The sequence below is a fragment of the Pseudomonas sp. YH-1 genome (assembly GCF_051990045.1).
GTDB lineage: Bacteria > Pseudomonadota > Gammaproteobacteria > Pseudomonadales > Pseudomonadaceae > Pseudomonas > Pseudomonas nicosulfuronedens.
In genome coordinates this window covers 5,636,261-5,655,876 of sequence record NZ_CP178184.1, presented here as the reverse complement: position 1 = coordinate 5,655,876, position 19,616 = coordinate 5,636,261, and the positions used below count along the sequence as shown (strand labels likewise).

Genomic DNA, 19,616 nt, shown 5'->3' with positions numbered 1-19,616 from the left:
CGCCTTGCTATCTCCGTGTTGGATATTCACATCAACGGAGAACTCCGATGGCTGTCGCCCCGGATATTTTATTGACGTCGACGCCTGACACCCGGCCCAAGGCGGCGCTCTCCAAGTCTGCCCAGGGCTCGCCCGGCACCAGCAGCGACAAGGGTTCCAGCTTCGCCGACGTCTACGCCAAGGAGCAGCGTCCGGCGGCCAGCGAGCGGGCCGACAAGCCGGTGAAGGCGAAGACCGACAAGCCGCGGGACAGTGCCGACAAGGACGCCGCGAGCAAGGATTCCGCCGCGCCAGCTGCCGCCGACCAGCCAAAGGTTGCCGACGACGGCAAGGCCTTGCCGGCCGATGGCGCCAGCAAGGCGGACGAGAAGGTGGTAGATACCGAGAGCAATCCCGACGCGACCCTCGACCCGCTGCTGATGCTCGGCATGACCGGCCAGCTACCGGAGCCCGAAGCGCCGCCGCTGGTGGTCAGCAGCGGCACCAGCCAACTGACCGATGCCAGCAGCGATGGCGACCTGCAGAAGCTCAACGAGATTCCGGGGGTAAACCTGACGCTCGCCGTGGGCGCTGACGACCAGGCTCAGCAGGTGCAACAGTCCCAGCTCACTGGCCATCTCGCCGCCAAGGCCGGGGACAAGTCCCTGGATGCCAGCGGCAAGAATGACCTGGCGGCCGCACTTGCTGCGCTGACCACCGATTCGGCAGCCAAGGGCGCCGAAGGCAAGCTCGCCGAAGGCGCGCTGAAGGATGGTGTCGACCTGCCCCAGCAACTGGCGGACGTGCAGACCGATGCCAAGCCGGAGATGCCGCGCAACGAGGCCTTCGCCGCGCGCCTGGAGTCGCTGACACAGGCGCTGAACACGCCGCAGGCCATGACCAGCCGGCCGGTGAACCCGCTGGTGCCGGGGCAGGCCGTGTCGGTGCAGCAGAACGGCTGGACCGATCAGGTGGTGGACCGGGTGATGTGGATGTCCTCGCAGAACCTCAAGTCGGCCGAGATCCAGATGGACCCGGCCAACCTCGGCCGCCTGGAAGTGCGCATCCACATGACCGGGGATCAGACCCAGGTGAACTTCGTCAGCGCCAACGCCAACGTTCGTGAAGCGCTGGACAGCCAGCAGCACCGCCTGCGCGAGATGTTCAACCAGCAGGGCATGCAGCTGGACGTCAACGTCTCCGACCAGTCCGCCCGTGGCTGGCAGCAACAGCAGCAGGGTGATGACCGCGGCGGCTCGCGGCGCATGGGCGGCACCGGCAGCGGTGACGACGAGCCGATGATCAGTGGCGTGTCCGAGATCCGCCCGCAGGCGGCGGCGCAGGGCAGGGGGCTGGTGGATTACTACGCGTGATCCCTGGCGATCCTGCGAGCGATGGGCGTGGTCTTGTAGCACCCTCTCCCTGAAGGGAGAGGGGACTTGTTCGCAGCGCGCTGAACGATCGGCGCTTGCCGGATGGCACATCACTTAGCACGGCACGGATAGCTCCCTCTCCCTTCGGAGCGGGGCGCGCAGCCAGGGCTGGGGAGAGGGGAGCGCCGAGCATCAAGCTCCAGCCTGGATTCGCCCCCTGGTCAATCTGTCTGGATCGTCCCAGGCGAAAATTCTTACACCTCCCCGTGACATCCTCCGTCTAGCCTGTAATATCCGCGGCGTCGCCAGTGGGACTCGTCCGAACTGGCACAGCCCTTGCTGTTACCCCCGGTATCAGCGCATCGCGCCGCAAAAGTGACGGATTATTGGCATGGCCAAGAAAGAACAGACGCCTTCTCTCCCCGATGGCCAGGCGCCCGGCAAGGGCAAGCTGAAGCTCATCATCATCATCGTGCTGGCCTTCCTGCTGGCCGTCGGTGCGTCGGTGGGCGGTACCTGGTTCTTCCTGCACAAAAGCGCCAAGCCCGACGAAGCCGAGGCCAAGGCCGCGGAACACGCGGAGCCGACGAAGAAGCAGGCGATCTACGAGATCCTCGCGCCGTCCTTCGTGGTCAACTTCAATCAGAACGGCCGCCAGCGCTATCTTCAGGTAGCCGTTGCCCTGATGGGGCGCGACCAGGCGCAGATGGATGCCCTGCGCGAGCAGATGCCGCTGGTGCGCAACCAGCTGGTGATGCTGTTCTCCAGCCAGAATTTCGACAATCTGGTGACCCCGGTCGGCAAGGAGATGCTCCGTCAGCAGGCCACGACCAGTCTTCAGGAACTGGCGAAGAAGGCGACCGGTCAGTTGACCGTGGAGCAAGTGCTTTTCACCAATTTCGTATTGCAGTAGGTACCGGCCATGGCCATGCAGGATCTACTTTCCCAGGACGAGATCGACGCGCTGTTGCACGGCGTCGACGATGGCTTGGTGGAAACCGAGTCCGACGTCGAGCCGGGGGCGATCAAGTCCTACGACCTGACCAGTCAGGACCGTATCGTCCGGGGCCGCATGCCGACCCTGGAGATGATCAACGAGCGCTTCGCCCGCTATACCCGCATCAGCATGTTCAACCTGCTGCGTCGCTCGGCGGACGTCGCCGTGGGTGGCGTGCAGGTGATGAAGTTCGGCGAGTACGTGCATTCTCTGTACGTGCCCACCAGCCTCAACCTGGTGAAGATGAAGCCGCTGCGCGGCACCGCGCTGTTCATCCTCGACGCCAAGCTGGTGTTCAAGCTGGTGGACAACTTCTTCGGTGGTGACGGTCGTCACGCCAAGATCGAAGGCCGCGAGTTCACCCCCACCGAGCTGCGGGTGGTGCGCATGGTCATCGAGCAGGCCTTCGTCGACCTCGCCGAGGCCTGGCACGCAGTGATGCCGATCACCTTCGAGTACGTGAACTCCGAGGTGAACCCGGCGATGGCCAACATCGTCAGCCCCAGCGAAGTGGTGGTGGTCTCCACCTTCCACATCGAACTGGATGGCGGCGGCGGCGACCTGCACATCACCCTGCCGTACGCGATGATCGAGCCGATCCGCGAGATGCTCGACGCCGGCTTCCAGTCCGATGTGGACGACCAGGACGAGCGCTGGATCAACGCGCTGCGCGAGGACATTCTCGACGTCAGCGTGCCGCTGGGCGCCACCGTTGTGCGTCGCCAGCTCAAGCTGCGGGACATCCTGCACATGCAGCCGGGCGACGTGATTCCGGTGGAGCTGCCCGAACACATGATCATGCGCGCCAACGGCGTGCCTTCCTTCAAGGTCAAGCTGGGTTCGCACAAGGGCAACCTGGCCTTGCAGATTCTCGATCCGCTCGTGCGTCCGCGCTGAGCGAATCCCAAGAGGACACACCATGTCAGACGAAGAAAACGTAACTCCCGAAGAGCAGGCGCTGGCCGATGAGTGGGCCGCGGCGCTCTCCGAATCGGGTGACGCCAACCAGGACGACATCGACGCCATGATGGCGAGCGCCGCGGCTCCGGCCGTGCCCGCCGCACCGCGCGCGCCGATGGAAGAGTTCGGCATGGCTCCCAAGGCACCGACCATCGCCGGCCTCGAAGGGCCGAACCTGGACGTGATCCTGGATATCCCGGTGACCATTTCCATGGAGGTCGGTCATACCGACATCAGCATCCGCAACCTGCTGCAGCTCAACCAGGGCTCGGTGATCGAGCTCGATCGCCTGGCCGGCGAGCCGCTGGACGTGCTGGTCAACGGCACCCTGATCGCCCACGGCGAAGTGGTGGTGGTGAACGAGAAGTTCGGCATCCGCCTCACCGACGTGATCAGCCCCAGCGAACGCATCAAGAAGCTGCGCTGACATGGCCCGCCTGCTCGCGAAGCTGTCCGTCCTGCCGCTGGCAGGGCTGTCCCTCCTGGCCTCGGCCGAAGAGGCCGCCAAGGCGCCGGCGTCCAATCCGGCCATCGTTCATGCCAGCTCCACGCCGAGCCTGATCACCGGCAGTGCCGGCGCACAGCTGATGCAGTTGCTGTTGGGGCTGGTGCTGGTGGTTGGCCTGATCTTCCTGCTCGCCTGGCTGGTGCGCCGCGTGCAACAGGTTGTGCCGCGCGGCAACCAGGCGATCCGCCTGATTTCCAGCCAGGCGCTCGGCCCGCGTGATCGGCTGGTGCTGGTGCAGGTGGGCGAGGAACAGGTGCTGCTGGGCCTGACACCCGGTCGGATCACCCCGCTGCACGTCTTGCGCCAGCCGGTGCATGCTGCCGAATCGGAACCGGCGCAGCCGGAATTCGCCCAGCGTCTGCTGGAATTGCTGAACAAGGACAAGGGCCGCCCGCAGTGACCCGCTCGCCGAATCTCTCCACTCTGATCGGCGCGCTCAAGGCAGTCGCGCCGCTGCTACTGGGTCTGCTGGCGTTGATGGCGCCACAGGCCTTCGCCGCCGATCCGACGCAGCTGACGGCGATCACCGTGACTACCAATCCGCAAGGTCAGCAGGAGTATTCGGTCAGCCTGCAGATCCTGCTGATCATGACCGCGCTGAGCTTCATCCCGGCGTTCGTCATGCTGATGACCAGCTTCACCCGGATCATCATCGTCTTCTCCATCCTGCGCCAGGCGCTGGGCCTGCAGAGCACGCCGTCGAACCAGATCCTGGTGGGCCTGGCGCTGTTCCTGACGATGTTCGTGATGGCGCCGGTCTTCGACAAGATCAACAGCACTGCGCTGCAGCCTTACCTGAACGAGCAGATTCCGGCCCAGGAGGCGATCAGCCGCGCCGAGGGGCCGATCAAGTCCTTCATGCTGGCGCAGACCCGGCAGTCGGACCTGGAGCTGTTCGTGCGCCTCTCCAAGCGCACCGACATCGCCAGCGCCGACGCCACGCCCCTGACCATCCTGGTGCCGGCGTTCGTCACTTCGGAGTTGAAGACCGCGTTCCAGATCGGTTTCATGATCTTCATTCCGTTCCTGATCATCGACCTGGTGGTGTCCAGCGTACTGATGGCGATGGGCATGATGATGCTCTCGCCGCTGATCATCTCGTTGCCGTTCAAGATCATGTTGTTCGTCCTGGTGGACGGCTGGGCATTGATCATCGGCACGCTCGCCGGCAGTTTCGGGACGGTCTAGCGATGCCCATCCCCATCCGCGCAGTGGTATCCGGTGGCACCGCAGGATGGCGTGGAGCGAAGCGATACCCATCGATACCTGGGTCGAATCCCCTGATGGGTATCGCAAGCTCCACCCATCCTACGAATGAGCTTTCCATTGAGGCCGCCGCGCAAGAGGAGCAGCCATGACCCCCGAAGTCGCCGTCGACCTGTTCCGTGAAGCGCTCTGGCTGACCGCCGTGATGGTCGGCATCCTGGTGCTGCCCAGCCTGCTGGTGGGCCTGATCGTGGCGATGTTCCAGGCCGCCACGCAGATCAACGAGCAGACCCTGAGCTTCCTGCCGCGCCTGCTGGTGGTGCTGCTCACCCTCATCGTGCTGGGCCCCTGGCTGCTGCGCCAGTTGATGGAGTACACCCAGCACCTGATCACCAGCATTCCCACGCTGATCGGCTGATGCTCGAGCTCAGCAACGCGCAGATCGGCGGCTGGATCGGGGCCTTCCTGTTCCCCCTGTTCCGCATCGCCGCCATGCTGATGGTGATGCCGATCATCGGTACCCAACTGGTGCCGACTCGCGTGCGTCTGTACCTGTCCTTGGCGATTGCCGTGGCGCTGGTGCCCAACCTGCCGCCGATGCCGCAGGTGGATGCGCTGAGTCTCAAGGCGATGGTCTACATTGCCCAGGAAATCCTCGTCGGCGCCATGCTCGGCTTCGTCCTGCAGCTGATGTTCCACGCCTTCGTCATTTCCGGACAGATCATCTCCATGCAGATGGGCCTGGGCTTCGCCTCCATGGTCGACCCCACCAATGGCATTTCGGTGCCGGTGCTGGGGCAGTTCTTCACCATGCTGGTGACCCTGCTGTTCCTCGCCATGAACGGCCACCTGGTGGTGTTCGAGGTGCTGGCGGAAAGCTTCACCACCCTGCCGGTGGGCGAGGGACTGTCGAGCAACCATTTCATCACCGTGGCCGGAAAGCTCGGCTGGGTACTGGGCGCCGGCCTGATGATCGCCTTGCCGGCGATCACTGCCCTGCTGGTGATCAACCTGGCGTTTGGCGCCATGACCCGCGCCGCGCCGCAGCTGAACATCTTCTCCATCGGTTTCCCGCTCACCCTCATCATGGGGTTCGTCATTGTCTGGATTGGCAGTGCCGAGATTCTCACTCAGTACCAGGCGCTGGCCAGTGAGGGCCTGCGCCTGCTTCGCGAACTCGTGGGGGCCCGTTGATGGCCGAGAACGACAGTAGCGAAGACAAGACAGAGGAACCCACAGAGAAACGGCGCCGGGAGGCGCGCGAGAAGGGCCAGCTCCCCAGGTCCAAGGAGCTGAACACCCTGGCTGTGCTCCTGGCCGGCGCCGGCGGCCTGCTGATGTTCGGCGCGAGCCTGGCCGATGCGCTGATGCGCCTGATGCGCGGCAGCTTCCAGCTGGACCGCGCCACGGTGATGAACAGCGAAAGCATGCTCAACCTGTTGATCGCCGGCGGCAAGATCGGCGCCGATGCGATCTGGCCGGTCCTCGCGGTGCTGCTGATCGCAGCGTTGGTCGGCCCTGTCGCCCTGGGAGGCTGGCTGTTCTCCGCTGAGGCGCTGGCGCCCAAGTTCAGCCGGATGAATCCACTGGCCGGGATCAAGCGCATGTTCTCGTTGCGCTCGCTGACCGAGCTGCTCAAGGCCCTCGCCAAGTTCGTGCTGGTGCTGATCGTGGCGATCCTGGTGCTCAAGGCCGACCAGGATGACCTGCTGGCGATCTCCCATGAGCCGCTGGAACAGGCCATGATCCATAGCGTCAGGATCGTCGGCTGGAGCGCCTTCTGGCTGGCCTGCAGCATCCTCTTCATCGCCGCCGCGGACGTTCCCTTCCAGCTCTGGGACAACCGCAAGAAGCTGATGATGACCAAGCAGGAGGTCAAGGACGAGTACAAGGACTCCGAGGGCAAGCCCGAGGTCAAGGCCAAGGTCCGCCAGATGCAGCGCGAAATGGCCAACCGGCGGATGATGCAGGCGGTGCCCGAAGCCGACGTCATCATCACCAACCCGACGCACTTCGCCGTGGCCCTGAAATACGACGCCGAGAAGGGCGGGGCGCCCAGGCTGCTGGCCAAGGGCAACGACTTCATGGCGCTGAAGATTCGCGAGATCGCCCAGGAGCACAAGGTCACGGTACTCGAATCCCCGGCGCTGGCGCGGGCGGTGTACTACTCCACCGAACTCGACCATGAGATTCCTGCCGGGCTTTACCTTGCCGTGGCCCAGGTGCTGGCCTACGTCTACCAGCTCAAGCAATACCGCGCCGGCAAGGGCAAGCGCCCGGGGCCGATGCCGGACCTGCCGATCCCGCCGGATCTGCGCCGCGACGAGTGACCCGCAGGCGCCGCACGTGCAGTAGGATGGTCGGCTTGCGCTCGGCGTCGAAGGCTCCGGGCGGCCTGTTCAGCCAAGGAAACGTTACATGCTTCGGGACTCCTTCGCCGGCCTGCGCTTTGCGTTCTGGCTCTTCCTCTGCCTGCTCACCTGCGTCCAGCCCAGTTGGGCCGACGCGCCCGCCGATGGCGGCGTGCTGCTGCCGCTGAACGAGCGCGTGGTGGACGTCACCGGTACCCTCGACCCAGCCTCCAGGGCCCGCCTGATCGACAAGCTCAAGGCCCTTGAAGATCGCCGCGGCGCGCAGATTGCCGTGGTGATGTTGCCCACCGTCGGCGAGATGGGCATCGAAGCTTTCTCCAACCGACTCTTCAGCCTCTGGAAGCTCGGCCGCAAGGGCGTGGATGACGGTGTGCTGCTGGTGGTGGCGAAGGACGACCACCTGATGCGCATCGAGGTCGGCTATGGCCTGGAAGGCGCGATCCCCGACGTGCTCGCCGGGCGCATCATCCGTGAACGCATGGCGCCGGCTTTCCGCGACGGCAACTACGCAGGCGGTATCGAGTCAGCGGTGGACGCGCTGATCACCCTGGTCGACGGCGAGACGTTGCCCGACCCCGTCCCCGAGCCATTGCGCCTGCCGCTGGAAGCCTGGTTGCTGCTGGTCTCCTTTGTCGCGGGTGGCGTGGGCGGCGTGCTGCTCGCGGCGCGTCGAATGGGCTGGCGTGGGGCTCTGGCACTTTGTGCCGTGGTGGTCATCGGGGTGACGGTGCTGGCCGGTGGCACCGACACGCTGGCGACCGTGGCGATCGCGCCACTCTGCCTGCTGATCGGCGGCGCCACCTTCGGCGCGCTGTGGACGGTTCGCGCAGTGTTCTATGCCGTGCTCGGGCTGATCGCCTACTGCATTCTGCTCGGCTTCCTGACGCCGCGATTCGGCGGCCTACTCTGGGTCTATGCGCTGGCCGCCCCCGTGGCGCTGATGATCATCCTGGGCCTGTGGTGGCTGCTGATCTCGATGATGCGCGATGTGTGGCGCGGCGGGAGCAAGGCCCGCAAGGGTCGGAAGGGGCGCAAGGCGGCCAAGGGAGCGAACGGCCGCAAGGCCTTTTACTGGCGCCTGGCAGTCTTCATCGGTCTTTACCTGCTGCTTGGCCTGGCTATCGGTGCGCCGGCCGCTCCGCTGAACTGGCTGCTGCTGTTGCCCTTCATGTGCCTGCCGGGGCTGTTGGTCTTCGGCGCGGGGCAGGGCGGTGCGGGAGGAGGGTCAGGCTCCGGTGGCAGTTCGTCCAGCGGATCGTCCGGCGGTAGCTCGGGTGGTGGCGGATTCTCCGGTGGCGGCGGCTCCAGCGGCGGGGGCGGCGCTTCCGGGAGCTGGTGAGAGGGGCCGCTCTGTTTCAGGCATTTCAGGTCTTTCGAGAAAGTTGGAACGCTTCCTGCAAAACCCTGTGTGGATGCCCGGTTGGGCGTCAAAAGTTTGATCCGGTGGCCGGCTCGGTCACCAACGCGCAGGGGAAATTCGGGTGGATCGTACGCAACTGATCGGCACTGTTCGCAGCAATCTGGTAGGGCTCAGCCGGGGCAACCTCGGCGTGCCCCTGCTGTTGCTCGCCATGCTGGCGATGATGACCCTGCCCATCCCGCCGTTCCTGCTGGATGTGCTGTTCACCTTCAACATCGCCCTGTCCATCGTGGTCCTGCTGGTCAGCGTGTACGCCCTGCGCCCGCTGGATTTCGCCGTCTTCCCGACCATCCTGCTGGTCGCCACCCTGCTGCGCCTGGCGCTGAACGTCGCGTCCACCCGCGTCGTGCTGCTCCACGGCCACGACGGCCATGCGGCCGCGGGCAAGGTGATCCAGGCATTCGGTGAGGTCGTGATCGGCGGCAACTACGTCGTCGGTATCGTGGTCTTCGCGATCCTCATGATCATCAACTTCGTGGTGGTCACCAAGGGCGCCGGGCGTATCTCCGAGGTGAGCGCGCGTTTCACCCTCGACGCCATGCCCGGCAAGCAGATGGCCATTGACGCCGACCTCAACGCCGGCTTGATCGAGCAGGCGGAAGCCAAGAAGCGCCGCGCCGAAGTCGCCCAGGAAGCCGACTTCTACGGCTCCATGGACGGTGCCAGCAAATTCGTCCGCGGTGACGCCGTCGCCGGTCTGCTGATCCTCTTCATCAACCTCATCGGTGGCGTGGCCATCGGCATGATCCAGCACTCGATGAGCTTCGGCGATGCCGGCAAGGTCTACGCCCTGCTGACCATCGGTGACGGTCTGGTGGCGCAGCTGCCTTCCCTGCTGCTGTCCACGGCCGCCGCGATCATGGTGACCCGCGTGTCCAGCTCCGAGGACATGGGCCAGCAGGTCAACCGCCAGATGTTCGCCTCGCCCAAGGCGCTGGCCATCTCTGCCGCCATCCTGATCGCCATGGGCCTGGTCCCGGGCATGCCGCACGTGTCCTTCGTTGGCCTGGGCGGCCTGGCCGCCGGTGGCGCGTACCTGATCTGGCACCGTCAGCGCCAGGCCAGCCAGAAGGCCGAGCAGGAAGCCCAGACCCAGCAGGAACTGCTGCCGGCGCAGCGCGCCGAGCAGACCAAGGAGCTGGGCTGGGACGACGTGACGCCGGTGGACATGGTCGGCCTGGAAGTGGGCTACCGCCTGATTCCGCTGGTGGACCGCAACCAGGGCGGCCAATTGCTGGCGCGGATCAAGGGTGTGCGCAAGAAGCTGTCCCAGGACCTGGGTTTCCTGATGCCGTCGGTGCACATCCGCGACAACCTCGACCTGTTGCCCAACGCCTATCGTCTGACGCTCATGGGCGTCAGCGTGGCGGAAGCCGAGATCTACCCGGACCGCGACCTGGCGATCAACCCCGGTCAGGTGTTCGGCACCCTCAACGGCATTGCCGGCAAGGACCCCGCTTTCGGCCTGGAGGCTGTGTGGATCGAGGCCTCGCAGCGTGACCAGGCGCAGTCCCTGGGCTACACCGTGGTCGACGCCAGCACCGTGGTCGCCACCCACCTGAACCAGGTGCTGCACAAGCATGCCCACGAGCTGCTCGGCCACGAGGAAGTCCAGCAACTGATGCAACTGCTGGCCAAGACCTCGCCCAAGCTGGCCGAAGAGTTGGTGCCGGGGATGATTTCCCTGTCGACGCTGCTCAAGGTCCTTCAGGCGCTGCTGCAGGAGCAGGTGCCGGTACGTGACATCCGTACCATCGCCGAAGCCATCGCCAACGTGGCGGTGAAGAGTCAAGATCCCGCCGCGATGGTGGCGGCGGTTCGTGTCGCGCTGTCCCGCGCAATCGTGCAAACCATTGTGGGACTAGAGCCGGAGCTGCCTGTGATCACCCTGGAACCCAGGTTGGAACAGATATTGCTCAATAGTCTTCAGAAGGCCGGACAGGGCTCCGAAGACGGCATGTTGCTGGAACCCGGAATGGCCGAAAAGCTGCAACGCTCGATGGTTGAAGCGGCGCAGCGTCAGGAGATGCTCGGCAAGCCGGCGATTCTGCTGGTGGCAGGTCCCATCCGCGCGATGATGTCGCGATTCGCCCGGATGGCGGTTCCCACCATGAACGTGCTGGCTTACCAGGAAATCCCCGACAACAAACAAGTCACGATTGTCGCCACTGTTGGGCAGAACTGATTGAGGTCCAAGGCCATGCAGGTAAAACGCTTCTTCGCCGCTGATATGCGTCAGGCCATGAAACTGGTCCGTGACGAGCTGGGCCCGGACGCCGCGATCATCGGCAATCGCCGTGTCGCCGGTGGCGTTGAGCTGACTGCGGCGCTGGATTACCAGGCCCCGGTGGCGGCCAGCAAGCCGAACCCGGCGCTGGAAGCCGAGCTGCGCAAGACCCAGGCGAAGATCGCCCAGGCCAAGGCCGATCTGTCGGCTCCCGCCCGTGCCAGCGATGGCGTGCGCAAGGACCGTCAAATGTACGGCACCGAGAAGCCGCGTCGCAGTGCTGCCGAGACACTGGCCGCAGCCATGGACGCACCGGCTGCCCCGGCGCCGGCCGCTGTCGGCCAGCAGGCGCTGGAAGCCATGCGTTTCGAACTCAACGGCCTGCGCGAGCTGATCGAAGTGCAGCTGGGCTCCATCGCCTGGAACCAGCTGCAGAACCAGCGTCCGAAACAGGCCGGCCTGTGGCGTCGCCTGCAACGCATGGGGCTGCCGGCCGACCTGTCGCGCAACCTGCTGGAGCGCGTGGCTTCCATCGCCGACCCGAAGCAGGCCTGGCGCATGCTGCTGGCGCATCTGGCGCGCTCGATCAATACCCCGGAAATCGACCTGCTGGAGCAGGGCGGCGTGATCGCCCTGGTCGGCCCGGCTGGCATGGGCAAGACCACCACCCTGGCCAAGCTGGCTGCCCGCTACGTCCTCAAATACGGCGCGCAGAGCATCGCCCTGGTGTCCATGGACAGTTTCCGCATCGGTGCGCAGGAGCAGATCAAGACCCTCGGCCGCATTCTCAATGTGCCGGTGACCCTGGTCGATCCGGGCCAGTCGCTGATCCAGGCCATGGCGCCCCTGGCGCGCAAGCGTCTGGTGCTGATCGACACTGCCGGCCTGCCCGCCAATGATCCGGCGCTGCGCATGCAGCTCGAAGCGTTGTCGTCGCTGAGCCTGAACGTGAAGAATTACCTCGTGTTGGCGGCGACCAGCCAGAGTCAGGTACTCAAGTCCGCCTGGCAGAACTATCGTTCCTGTGGGCTGGCCGGGTGCATCCTGACCAAACTGGACGAAGCCGGAAGCCTCGGCGAAGCTCTGGCTCTGGCTATCAGCCAGCATCTACCGGTAGCCTATCTGGCTGACGGGCCGAAGATCCCGGACGACCTGCATGTGGCACGCGCGCACCAACTGGTGAGTCGTGCGGTGAGCCTGCAGTCGCCCGACGAGCCCTGCGAGGACGCCATGGCGGACATGTTCGCCGGTCTTTACCAACAGCCGGTGCGTCGCGCCAGCTGAAGATTGTGAGCCCCGTGTGGGGCATGGGGCGGCCGGTTGAGCCGCCCAAGCGATGCGGATGCTCTGCAAGACGATCCGCGAGCGCCGGAGGCGGTAGAGCACTGCAACCGGATTAGCCGAAACGCCAGAAGCGTGACGGTCGAACGACGAGACAAGGTATTGATATGGGTATGCATCCGGTTCAGGTAATCGCAGTCACCGGTGGCAAGGGTGGCGTAGGCAAGACCAACGTGTCGGTGAACCTGTCGCTGGCGCTGGCCGATCTCGGCCGCCGCGTCATGCTGCTGGACGCCGACCTGGGCCTGGCCAACGTCGACGTGCTGCTGGGGCTGTCGCCCAAGCGGACGCTGGCCGACGTGATCGAAGGCGAATGCGACCTGCGCGACGTGATCCTCCAGGGCCCCGGTGGCATCCGCATCGTTCCGGCGGCCTCGGGCACCCAGAGCATGGTGCACCTCACGCCGATGCAGCACGCCGGCCTGATCCAGGCCTTCAGCGACATCAGCGACAACATCGACGTGCTGGTGGTGGACACCGCCGCCGGCATCGGTGACTCGGTGGTGAGCTTCGTTCGTGCCGCCCAGGAAGTGCTGCTGGTCGTTTGTGATGAACCCACGTCCATCACCGATGCCTACGCTTTGATCAAGCTGCTCAACCGCGACTACGGCATGACCCGTTTCCGCGTGCTGGCGAACATGGCCCACAGTCCCCAGGAAGGCCGCAATCTGTTCGCCAAGCTGACCAAGGTCACCGACCGCTTCCTGGATGTGGCGCTGCAGTACGTCGGCGCCATTCCCTACGACGAGTCGGTGCGCAAGGCGGTGCAGAAGCAGCGTTCGGTGTATGAGGCGTTCCCGCGCAGCAAGGCTTCCCTGGCCTTCCGTGCGGTGGCGCAGAAGGTCGACAGCTGGCCGCTGCCGGCCAACCCACGAGGGCACCTGGAGTTCTTCGTCGAGCGCCTGGTGCAACATCCCACGGGTTCGGCCGTATGACCGCGGCCTCCGGAGCGCGTATGTACAGCAAGGCACAGGCGCACAACTCCCAGGAACTGCTGATCCAGAAACACGCCCCGCTGGTGAAGCGCATCGCCTACCACCTGCTCGGCCGCCTGCCGGCCAGCGTGCAGGTGGAGGACCTGATGCAGGCCGGCATGATCGGCCTGCTGGAGGCAGCGAAGAAGTACGACCAGGGCAAGGGTGCGAGCTTCGAAACCTACGCCGGCATCCGCATCCGTGGCGCCATGCTCGATGAGGTGCGCAAGGGCGACTGGGCCCCGCGTTCGGTCCACCGCAACACCCGCATGGTCAGTGATGCGATCCGCGCCGTCGAAGCGCGCACCGGACGCGACGCTAAAGATCAGGAGGTTGCTGCCGAACTCAATATGAGCCTCGAAGATTATTACGGCATCCTCAGCGACACCCAGGGCAGCCGTCTGTACAGCTTCGATGACATGTTGCAGGACGGCGACCAGGGCAGCGGCTTTGCCGAAGACGCCTCGCACCACGAGAACGAGCCGTCCCACGGGCTGGAAGACGAACGCTTCCAGGCCGCCCTGGCCGATGCCATCAGCAAGCTGCCCGAGCGTGAGCGGCTGGTACTGGCCCTGTACTACGACGAGGAGCTCAACCTCAAGGAGATCGGCGAAGTGCTGGGCGTCAGCGAATCCCGCGTCAGCCAGCTGCACAGCCAGTGCGCCGCGCGCCTGCGCTCGCGTCTGGCGGAGTGGCGCGCGCGCTGAGCATCGGGTAGTTTCGCGTCGGCTGCCTCTGTGGGGCGGTGCTGAAGGGATTTTCCTTAGGCAAGTTATAGGCTTACGAATTTTTGGGTGACGTTCCTTTGACGCGCCCACCGCAAAGAGCGCACGGCGCTCGATGAATTGACGGCACGCCCGCCAGGGCGCGTTTGGTATCGATGGAGGCAGGTTTGGACAAGAACATGAAAATTCTCATCGTGGACGACTTTTCCACGATGAGGCGCATCATCAAGAACCTCCTGCGGGACCTGGGGTTCACCAACACCGCAGAGGCCGACGACGGCACCACTGCGCTGCCGATGCTGCACAGCGGCAACTTCGACTTCCTCGTTACCGACTGGAACATGCCTGGCATGACCGGCATCGACCTGCTTCGTGCGGTCCGCGCCGACGAGCGTCTGAAGCACCTGCCAGTGCTGATGGTCACCGCCGAAGCCAAGCGCGACCAGATCATCGAAGCGGCCCAGGCCGGGGTCAACGGCTATGTGGTCAAGCCTTTCACCGCTCAGGTGCTGAAAGAAAAGATCGAGAAGATTTTCGAGCGGGTCGGCAGCTGAGGCTGACAAGAGGGCGTCATGGATTTCAACGAATCCGCGGGTGACTTCGAGTCGACCCTGAAAAAACACGCGCGCGAGTTGGTCGAATGCCTCGAGCAGGGCGACGTGCAGACCGCCGTGCAACTGATCTCCGAGCTCAACCAGGCGCGCGATCGTGGGCTTTACCAGGAAGTGGGCAAGCTCACCCGTGAGCTGCACAACGCCATCGTCAACTTCCAGATCGACCCCAGCTCTCCGCGTGCCCAGGAAGTCTCGCAGATCGCCGACGCCACTGATCGCCTGTCCTACGTGGTGACGATGACCGAGAAAGCGGCCAACCGCACCATGGACCTGGTGGAAGAGTGCACCCCGGTGGTCATGCACATCGAGACCCAGGCCAAGGAACTGCAGGAAGACTGGTCGCGGTTCATGCGTCGCGAACTGGGCCCCGAGGCCTTCCGTGACCTGGCCAAGCGTGTCGAGCAGTTCCTCTACATCAGCGCCCAGGACAGCCGCAAGCTCTCCGCGCACCTGAACGACATCCTGCTCGCGCAGGACTTCCAGGACCTCACCGGGCAGGTGATCAAGCGCGTCACCAAGCTGGTGACCGAGGTCGAGTCGAACCTGGTGAAGCTGGTCTGGATGGCGGGACAGGTCGATCGCTACGCCGGCATCGAGCATGACCACGAGAGCATGCGCGACGCGGTGGAAAAAGAAAGATCGTCCAAGGGTGAAGGTCCGCAGATTGCTGCCGATACAAGAAAGGACGTCGTATCCGGTCAGGACGATGTCGATGACCTGTTGTCCAGCCTTGGTTTTTAAGCGTCCGCTGACGCTGTAGAGGGAGCACCGAATGAGCTTCGACGCCGATGACGAAATCCTCCAGGACTTCCTGGTGGAGGCCGGCGAGATTCTCGAGCTACTGTCCGAACAACTGGTCGAGCTGGAAAGCCGCCCGGATGACATGGACCTGCTCAATGCAATCTTCCGTGGGTTCCATACCGTCAAAGGTGGTGCCGGCTTCCTCCAGCTGAATGCGCTGGTGGAGTGCTGCCACATCGCCGAGAACGTGTTCGACATGCTGCGCAAGGGCGAACGCCGCGTGGATGCCGAGCTGATGGACGTGATGCTGCAGGCGCTGGATACCGTCAACGTCATGTTCCAGCAGGTGCGTGACGCGGAAGAGCCGACGCCGGCGACTCCCGAGCTGCTGGCCGCGCTGTCGCGCCTGGCTGACCCGAACGCCGCTCCTGCCGAGGCTCCCGCGGCTACCGTTGCCGAGCCCGTTGCGGAAGAAGCTCCGGCCGCTTATGGCGACATCACCGACGCCGAGTTCGAGCAGCTGATGGATGCCCTCGAGCCTGCCGCCGAGGCACCTGCCGCGCCGGTTGGCGCGGGTGGCGACGACATCACCGACGACGAATTCGAAGCGCTGCTCGACCAGCTGCATGGCAAGGGCCAGTTCAGCGCTGCTGCCAAGGAACCCGTCAGCGTGGCTCCGGCACCTGCTGCCGAGACGCCGGCCGCAGCTTCTGGTGACGAGATCAGCGACGACGAGTTCGAAGCACTGCTCGACCAGTTGCACGGCAAGGGCCAGTTCACTGGTGCCAAGGAACAAGCCCCTGCTCCTGCCGAACCTGTTGCCGAGAAGAAAGCCGAGGAAGCTCCGGCGGCCGGCGGCGACGACAACATCACCGACGACGAATTCGAGAAGCTGCTCGACGAACTGCACGGCAAAGGCCAGTTCACCGGCGCAAAGGAAGAGCCGGTCGAGGCTGCCAAGCCGGCTACCGCAGCGCCCGCGCCCAAGCCTGCCGCCGCTCCGGCGCCGGCCGCTGCTGCCAAGCCTGCGTCCGCCAAGCCCGCCGCTGCCGCCGCCGAGAAACCGGCCAACGAAGCGGAAACCACCGTGCGCGTGGACACCGCCCGCCTGGACGAGATCATGAACATGGTCGGCGAACTGGTGCTGGTGCGTAACCGCCTGGTGCGCCTGGGCCTGAACAGCGGCGACGAGGCGATGGCCAAGGCCGTCTCCAACCTCGACGTGGTCACCGCCGACCTGCAGTCTTCGGTCATGAAGACCCGCATGCAGCCGATCAAGAAGGTCTTCGGCCGCTTCCCGCGCCAGGTCCGCGATCTGGCTCGCAACCTGAAGAAAGAGATCAACCTCGAGCTGATCGGCGAAGAAACCGACCTGGACAAGAACCTGGTCGAGGCCTTGGCCGACCCGCTGGTGCACCTGGTGCGCAACGCGGTCGACCACGGCATCGAAGGCCCCGACGAGCGCGAGGCTGCCGGCAAGTCGCGTTCGGGCAAGGTGGTGCTGTCCGCCGAGCAGGAAGGCGACCACATCCTGCTGTCGATCTCCGACGATGGCAAAGGCATGGACCCGGACGTTCTGCGCGCCAAGGCCGTAGAGAAGGGCCTGCTGGACAAGGACGCGGCCGATCGCCTGTCCGAGTCCGACTGCTACAACCTGATCTTCGCCCCGGGCTTCTCGACCAAGACCGAGATTTCCGACGTCTCCGGCCGCGGTGTCGGCATGGACGTGGTGAAGACCAAGATTTCCCAGCTCAACGGGATCATCAACATCTACTCGACCAAGGGCCAGGGCTCGAAGATCGTCATCAAGGTCCCGCTGACCCTGGCGATCATGCCGACCCTGATGGTGATGCTGGGTAACCAGGCCTTCGCCTTCCCGCTGGTCAACGTCAACGAGATCTTCCACCTCGACCTGTCGAACACCAACGTGGTCGACGGCCAGGAAGTGGTGATCGTCCGCGACAAGGCCCTGCCGTTGTTCTACCTCAAGCGCTGGCTGGTGCCGGGCGCGCAGTATGACGAGCCGGGCGAGGGGCATGTGGTGATCCTCTCCGTGGGCACTCAGCGCATCGGCTTCGTGGTCGACCAACTGGTGGGCCAGGAAGAGGTGGTGATCAAGCCGCTGGGCAAGATGCTGCAGGGCACGCCGGGCATGGCGGGGGCAACGATTACCGGGGACGGGCGCATCGCGCTGATCCTCGACGTGCCGAGCATGCTCAAGCGCTACGCCCGTCGTATCTGACCGCCATGGGTGGGCGCAGTCAATAAAACAAGCTGCGCTCGCTCGTGTGATGGAAGAAGTTTTTTTCAGGAGTGTCTATGGCTGTCAAAGTCCTGGTGGTGGACGATTCGGGGTTCTTCCGCCGCCGTGTCTCGGAGATTCTTTCGGCTGACCCGCAGATCCAGGTGGTCGGTACGGCGACCAACGGCCGCGAGGCAATCGATCAGGCGCTGGCGCTCAAGCCCGACGTGATCACCATGGACTACGAGATGCCGCTGATGGACGGCATCACCGCCGTGCGGACCATCATGCAACGCTGTCCGACGCCGGTCCTGATGTTCTCCTCGCTGACCCACGAGGGCGCGCGGGTGACCCTGGACGCGCTGGACGCCGGCGCCGTCGATTACCTGCCGAAGAATTTCGAGGACATCTCGCGCAACCCGGACAAGGTCCGCCAGCTGCTGTGCGAGAAGGTCCACACCATCGCCAAGAGCAACCGCCGTTTCGCCGCGTACTCTTCGTACTCGTCGAGCCCGGCCGCACCGGCTTCGACTCCCGCTGCCGGCAGCGCGCGCCCGGCCGCTCCCGTTTCCTCGGGCGGCGGCCATGCGCCGGCCGCTCCGGCTCCGGCGACCTCCGCCGCCCCAAAGCGTAAGCCCTACCGGCTGGTAGCCATCGGCACTTCGACCGGTGGGCCGGTGGCGCTGCAGCGGGTCCTGACCCAGCTGCCTGCCAACTTCCCCGCGCCCCTGGTGCTGATCCAGCACATGCCGGCGGCCTTCACCAAGGCCTTTGCCGAGCGCCTGGACAAGCTGTGCAAGATCACCGTCAAGGAAGCCGAGGATGGCGACATCCTGCGTCCTGGCGTGGCCCTGCTGGCGCCCGGCGGCAAGCAGATGATGGTCGACGCCCGTGGCGCGATCCGCATCCTCCCCGGTGACGAGCGCCTGAACTACAAGCCCTGCGTCGACGTGACCTTCGGTTCCGCGTCCAAGGCGTACGGCGACAAGGTCCTCGCGGTGGTTCTCACCGGCATGGGCGCCGACGGCCGCGAAGGCGCACGCATGCTCAAGCAGGGCGGCGCCCAGGTCTGGGCCCAGGATGAAGCCAGCTGCGTGATCTACGGCATGCCCATGGCGATCGCCAAGGCGGGCCTGGCCGATGCGGTGTACAGCCTGGACGACATCGGCCGCCACCTGACCGAGGCCTGCGGCTGATGGATGTCCTCAGCCTGGTCGGCCTGATCCTCGCGCTGGTTGCCATCATCGGTGGCAACTTCCTCGAGGGCGGGCACGTCGGTGCCCTGGCGAACGGCCCGGCGGCACTGATCGTCGTGGGCGGCACCCTGGCCGCCGCGCTGCTGCAGACCCCGGTCGCGGTGCTCAAGCGCGCCGTGACCATGCTGCGCTGGATGGTCCTACCGCCCAAGGTGGACCTGGTCGGCGGCATCAACCACGTGGTCGGCTGGAGCATGACGGCACGCAAGGAAGGCCTGCTGGGCCTGGAAACCGTCGCCGACGCCGAGCGTGACCCCTACGCGCGCAAGGGCCTGCAACTGCTGGTGGACGGCACCGAGCCCGAAGCCATTCGCAGCATCCTCGAAGTCGACCTGTTCAACCAGGAAAGCCGCGATCTGGCTGCCGCCAAGGTCTTCGAGGCCATGGGTGGCTACTCGCCGACCATCGGCATCATCGGCGCGGTGATGGGCCTGATCCACGTGATGGGCAACCTCGCCGACCCCAGCCAGCTGGGCAACGGCATCGCCGTTGCGTTCGTCGCCACCATCTACGGCGTGGGATTGGCCAACCTCCTGCTGCTGCCCATCGGCAACAAGCTGAAAAGTATCGTGCTGCGCCAGTCGTGCTACCGCGAAATGCTGATGGAGGGCCTGCTGTCCATCGCCGAGGGTGAGAACCCGCGCTCCATCGAGCTGAAGCTGCAAGGCTTCGTCGGCTGAG

At 65.0% G+C, this 19,616-nt stretch carries 19 protein-coding genes; all 19 read left to right on the top strand.

Features of this window, described 5'->3' with window-relative positions; all coding sequences use genetic code 11:
* Positions 1-47: 47 nt before the first annotated feature.
* The 19 genes from ACKI1H_RS25820 (at position 48) to ACKI1H_RS25730 (ending at position 19,615) form a co-directional block, all read left to right on the top strand.
* The gene (locus tag ACKI1H_RS25820; RefSeq protein ID WP_440466756.1) at positions 48-1,352 is read left to right on the top strand and encodes a flagellar hook-length control protein FliK; all 1,305 of its coding nucleotides are present in this window, start codon (positions 48-50) and stop codon (positions 1,350-1,352) included.
* 391 nt (positions 1,353-1,743) lie between these two features.
* The gene (fliL, locus tag ACKI1H_RS25815) at positions 1,744-2,265 is read left to right on the top strand and encodes a flagellar basal body-associated protein FliL (RefSeq protein WP_440466755.1); all 522 of its coding nucleotides are present in this window, start codon (positions 1,744-1,746) and stop codon (positions 2,263-2,265) included.
* Positions 2,266-2,274: 9 nt separating this feature from the next.
* Entirely contained in the window at positions 2,275-3,246 is a 972-nt protein-coding gene (gene fliM, locus ACKI1H_RS25810; RefSeq protein ID WP_054907284.1) for a flagellar motor switch protein FliM, read from the top strand.
* Between the two features lie 22 nt (positions 3,247-3,268).
* Positions 3,269-3,736: a flagellar motor switch protein FliN gene (gene fliN, locus ACKI1H_RS25805; protein ID WP_081519290.1), complete on the top strand. Its 468-nt coding sequence runs from the start codon at positions 3,269-3,271 to the stop codon at positions 3,734-3,736.
* A gap of 1 nt (position 3,737) precedes the next feature.
* The gene (gene fliO, locus ACKI1H_RS25800; RefSeq protein WP_138520533.1) at positions 3,738-4,217 is read left to right on the top strand and encodes a flagellar biosynthetic protein FliO; all 480 of its coding nucleotides are present in this window, start codon (positions 3,738-3,740) and stop codon (positions 4,215-4,217) included.
* 77 nt (positions 4,218-4,294) lie between these two features.
* On the top strand, positions 4,295-5,005 hold the full coding sequence (gene fliP, locus ACKI1H_RS25795; RefSeq protein ID WP_425049018.1) for a flagellar type III secretion system pore protein FliP: 711 nt from the start codon (positions 4,295-4,297) through the stop codon (positions 5,003-5,005).
* Positions 5,006-5,171: 166 nt separating this feature from the next.
* A complete protein-coding gene (fliQ, locus tag ACKI1H_RS25790; RefSeq protein WP_138520535.1) occupies positions 5,172-5,441 on the top strand; it encodes a flagellar biosynthesis protein FliQ in 270 nt (89 codons plus the stop codon).
* Entirely contained in the window at positions 5,441-6,217 is a 777-nt protein-coding gene (gene fliR / locus ACKI1H_RS25785; RefSeq protein WP_138520536.1) for a flagellar biosynthetic protein FliR, read from the top strand. The genes fliQ and fliR overlap by 1 nt, the downstream gene beginning before the upstream one ends.
* The gene (gene flhB, locus ACKI1H_RS25780) at positions 6,217-7,353 is read left to right on the top strand and encodes a flagellar biosynthesis protein FlhB (protein WP_138520537.1); all 1,137 of its coding nucleotides are present in this window, start codon (positions 6,217-6,219) and stop codon (positions 7,351-7,353) included. Before fliR ends, flhB begins: the two co-directional genes overlap by 1 nt.
* An 88-nt stretch (positions 7,354-7,441) precedes the next feature.
* Positions 7,442-8,734, top strand: coding sequence for a TPM domain-containing protein (locus ACKI1H_RS25775; RefSeq protein WP_440466754.1), 1,293 nt, complete (start codon positions 7,442-7,444; stop codon positions 8,732-8,734).
* A gap of 142 nt (positions 8,735-8,876) precedes the next feature.
* Positions 8,877-11,000, top strand: a complete 2,124-nt coding sequence (gene flhA, locus ACKI1H_RS25770) for a flagellar biosynthesis protein FlhA (RefSeq protein ID WP_138520539.1) — start codon at positions 8,877-8,879, stop codon at positions 10,998-11,000.
* 15 nt (positions 11,001-11,015) lie between these two features.
* A complete protein-coding gene (gene flhF / locus ACKI1H_RS25765) occupies positions 11,016-12,326 on the top strand; it encodes a flagellar biosynthesis protein FlhF (RefSeq protein WP_440466753.1) in 1,311 nt (436 codons plus the stop codon).
* A 164-nt stretch (positions 12,327-12,490) separates the two neighbouring features.
* Positions 12,491-13,318 (top strand): flagellar synthesis regulator FleN, encoded by an 828-nt coding sequence (fleN, locus tag ACKI1H_RS25760; RefSeq protein ID WP_017520297.1) that lies wholly within the window; start codon positions 12,491-12,493, stop codon positions 13,316-13,318.
* The gene (gene fliA / locus ACKI1H_RS25755) at positions 13,315-14,064 is read left to right on the top strand and encodes an RNA polymerase sigma factor FliA (RefSeq protein WP_138520541.1); all 750 of its coding nucleotides are present in this window, start codon (positions 13,315-13,317) and stop codon (positions 14,062-14,064) included. The genes fleN and fliA overlap by 4 nt, the downstream gene beginning before the upstream one ends.
* Positions 14,065-14,261: 197 nt before the next feature.
* Complete coding sequence (locus ACKI1H_RS25750; protein ID WP_085988857.1) at positions 14,262-14,636, top strand: chemotaxis response regulator CheY; 375 nt, start codon at positions 14,262-14,264, stop codon at positions 14,634-14,636.
* A gap of 18 nt (positions 14,637-14,654) precedes the next feature.
* A complete protein-coding gene (locus ACKI1H_RS25745) occupies positions 14,655-15,437 on the top strand; it encodes a protein phosphatase CheZ (RefSeq protein ID WP_138520542.1) in 783 nt (260 codons plus the stop codon).
* 31 nt (positions 15,438-15,468) lie between these two features.
* Positions 15,469-17,679: a chemotaxis protein CheA gene (locus ACKI1H_RS25740; protein WP_440466752.1), complete on the top strand. Its 2,211-nt coding sequence runs from the start codon at positions 15,469-15,471 to the stop codon at positions 17,677-17,679.
* 77 nt (positions 17,680-17,756) lie between these two features.
* Positions 17,757-18,875 (top strand): protein-glutamate methylesterase/protein-glutamine glutaminase, encoded by a 1,119-nt coding sequence (locus ACKI1H_RS25735; protein ID WP_440466751.1) that lies wholly within the window; start codon positions 17,757-17,759, stop codon positions 18,873-18,875.
* On the top strand, positions 18,875-19,615 hold the full coding sequence (locus ACKI1H_RS25730) for a flagellar motor protein (protein WP_138520545.1): 741 nt from the start codon (positions 18,875-18,877) through the stop codon (positions 19,613-19,615). Before ACKI1H_RS25735 ends, ACKI1H_RS25730 begins: the two co-directional genes overlap by 1 nt.
* The last annotated feature ends 1 nt before the right edge of the window (position 19,616 follow it).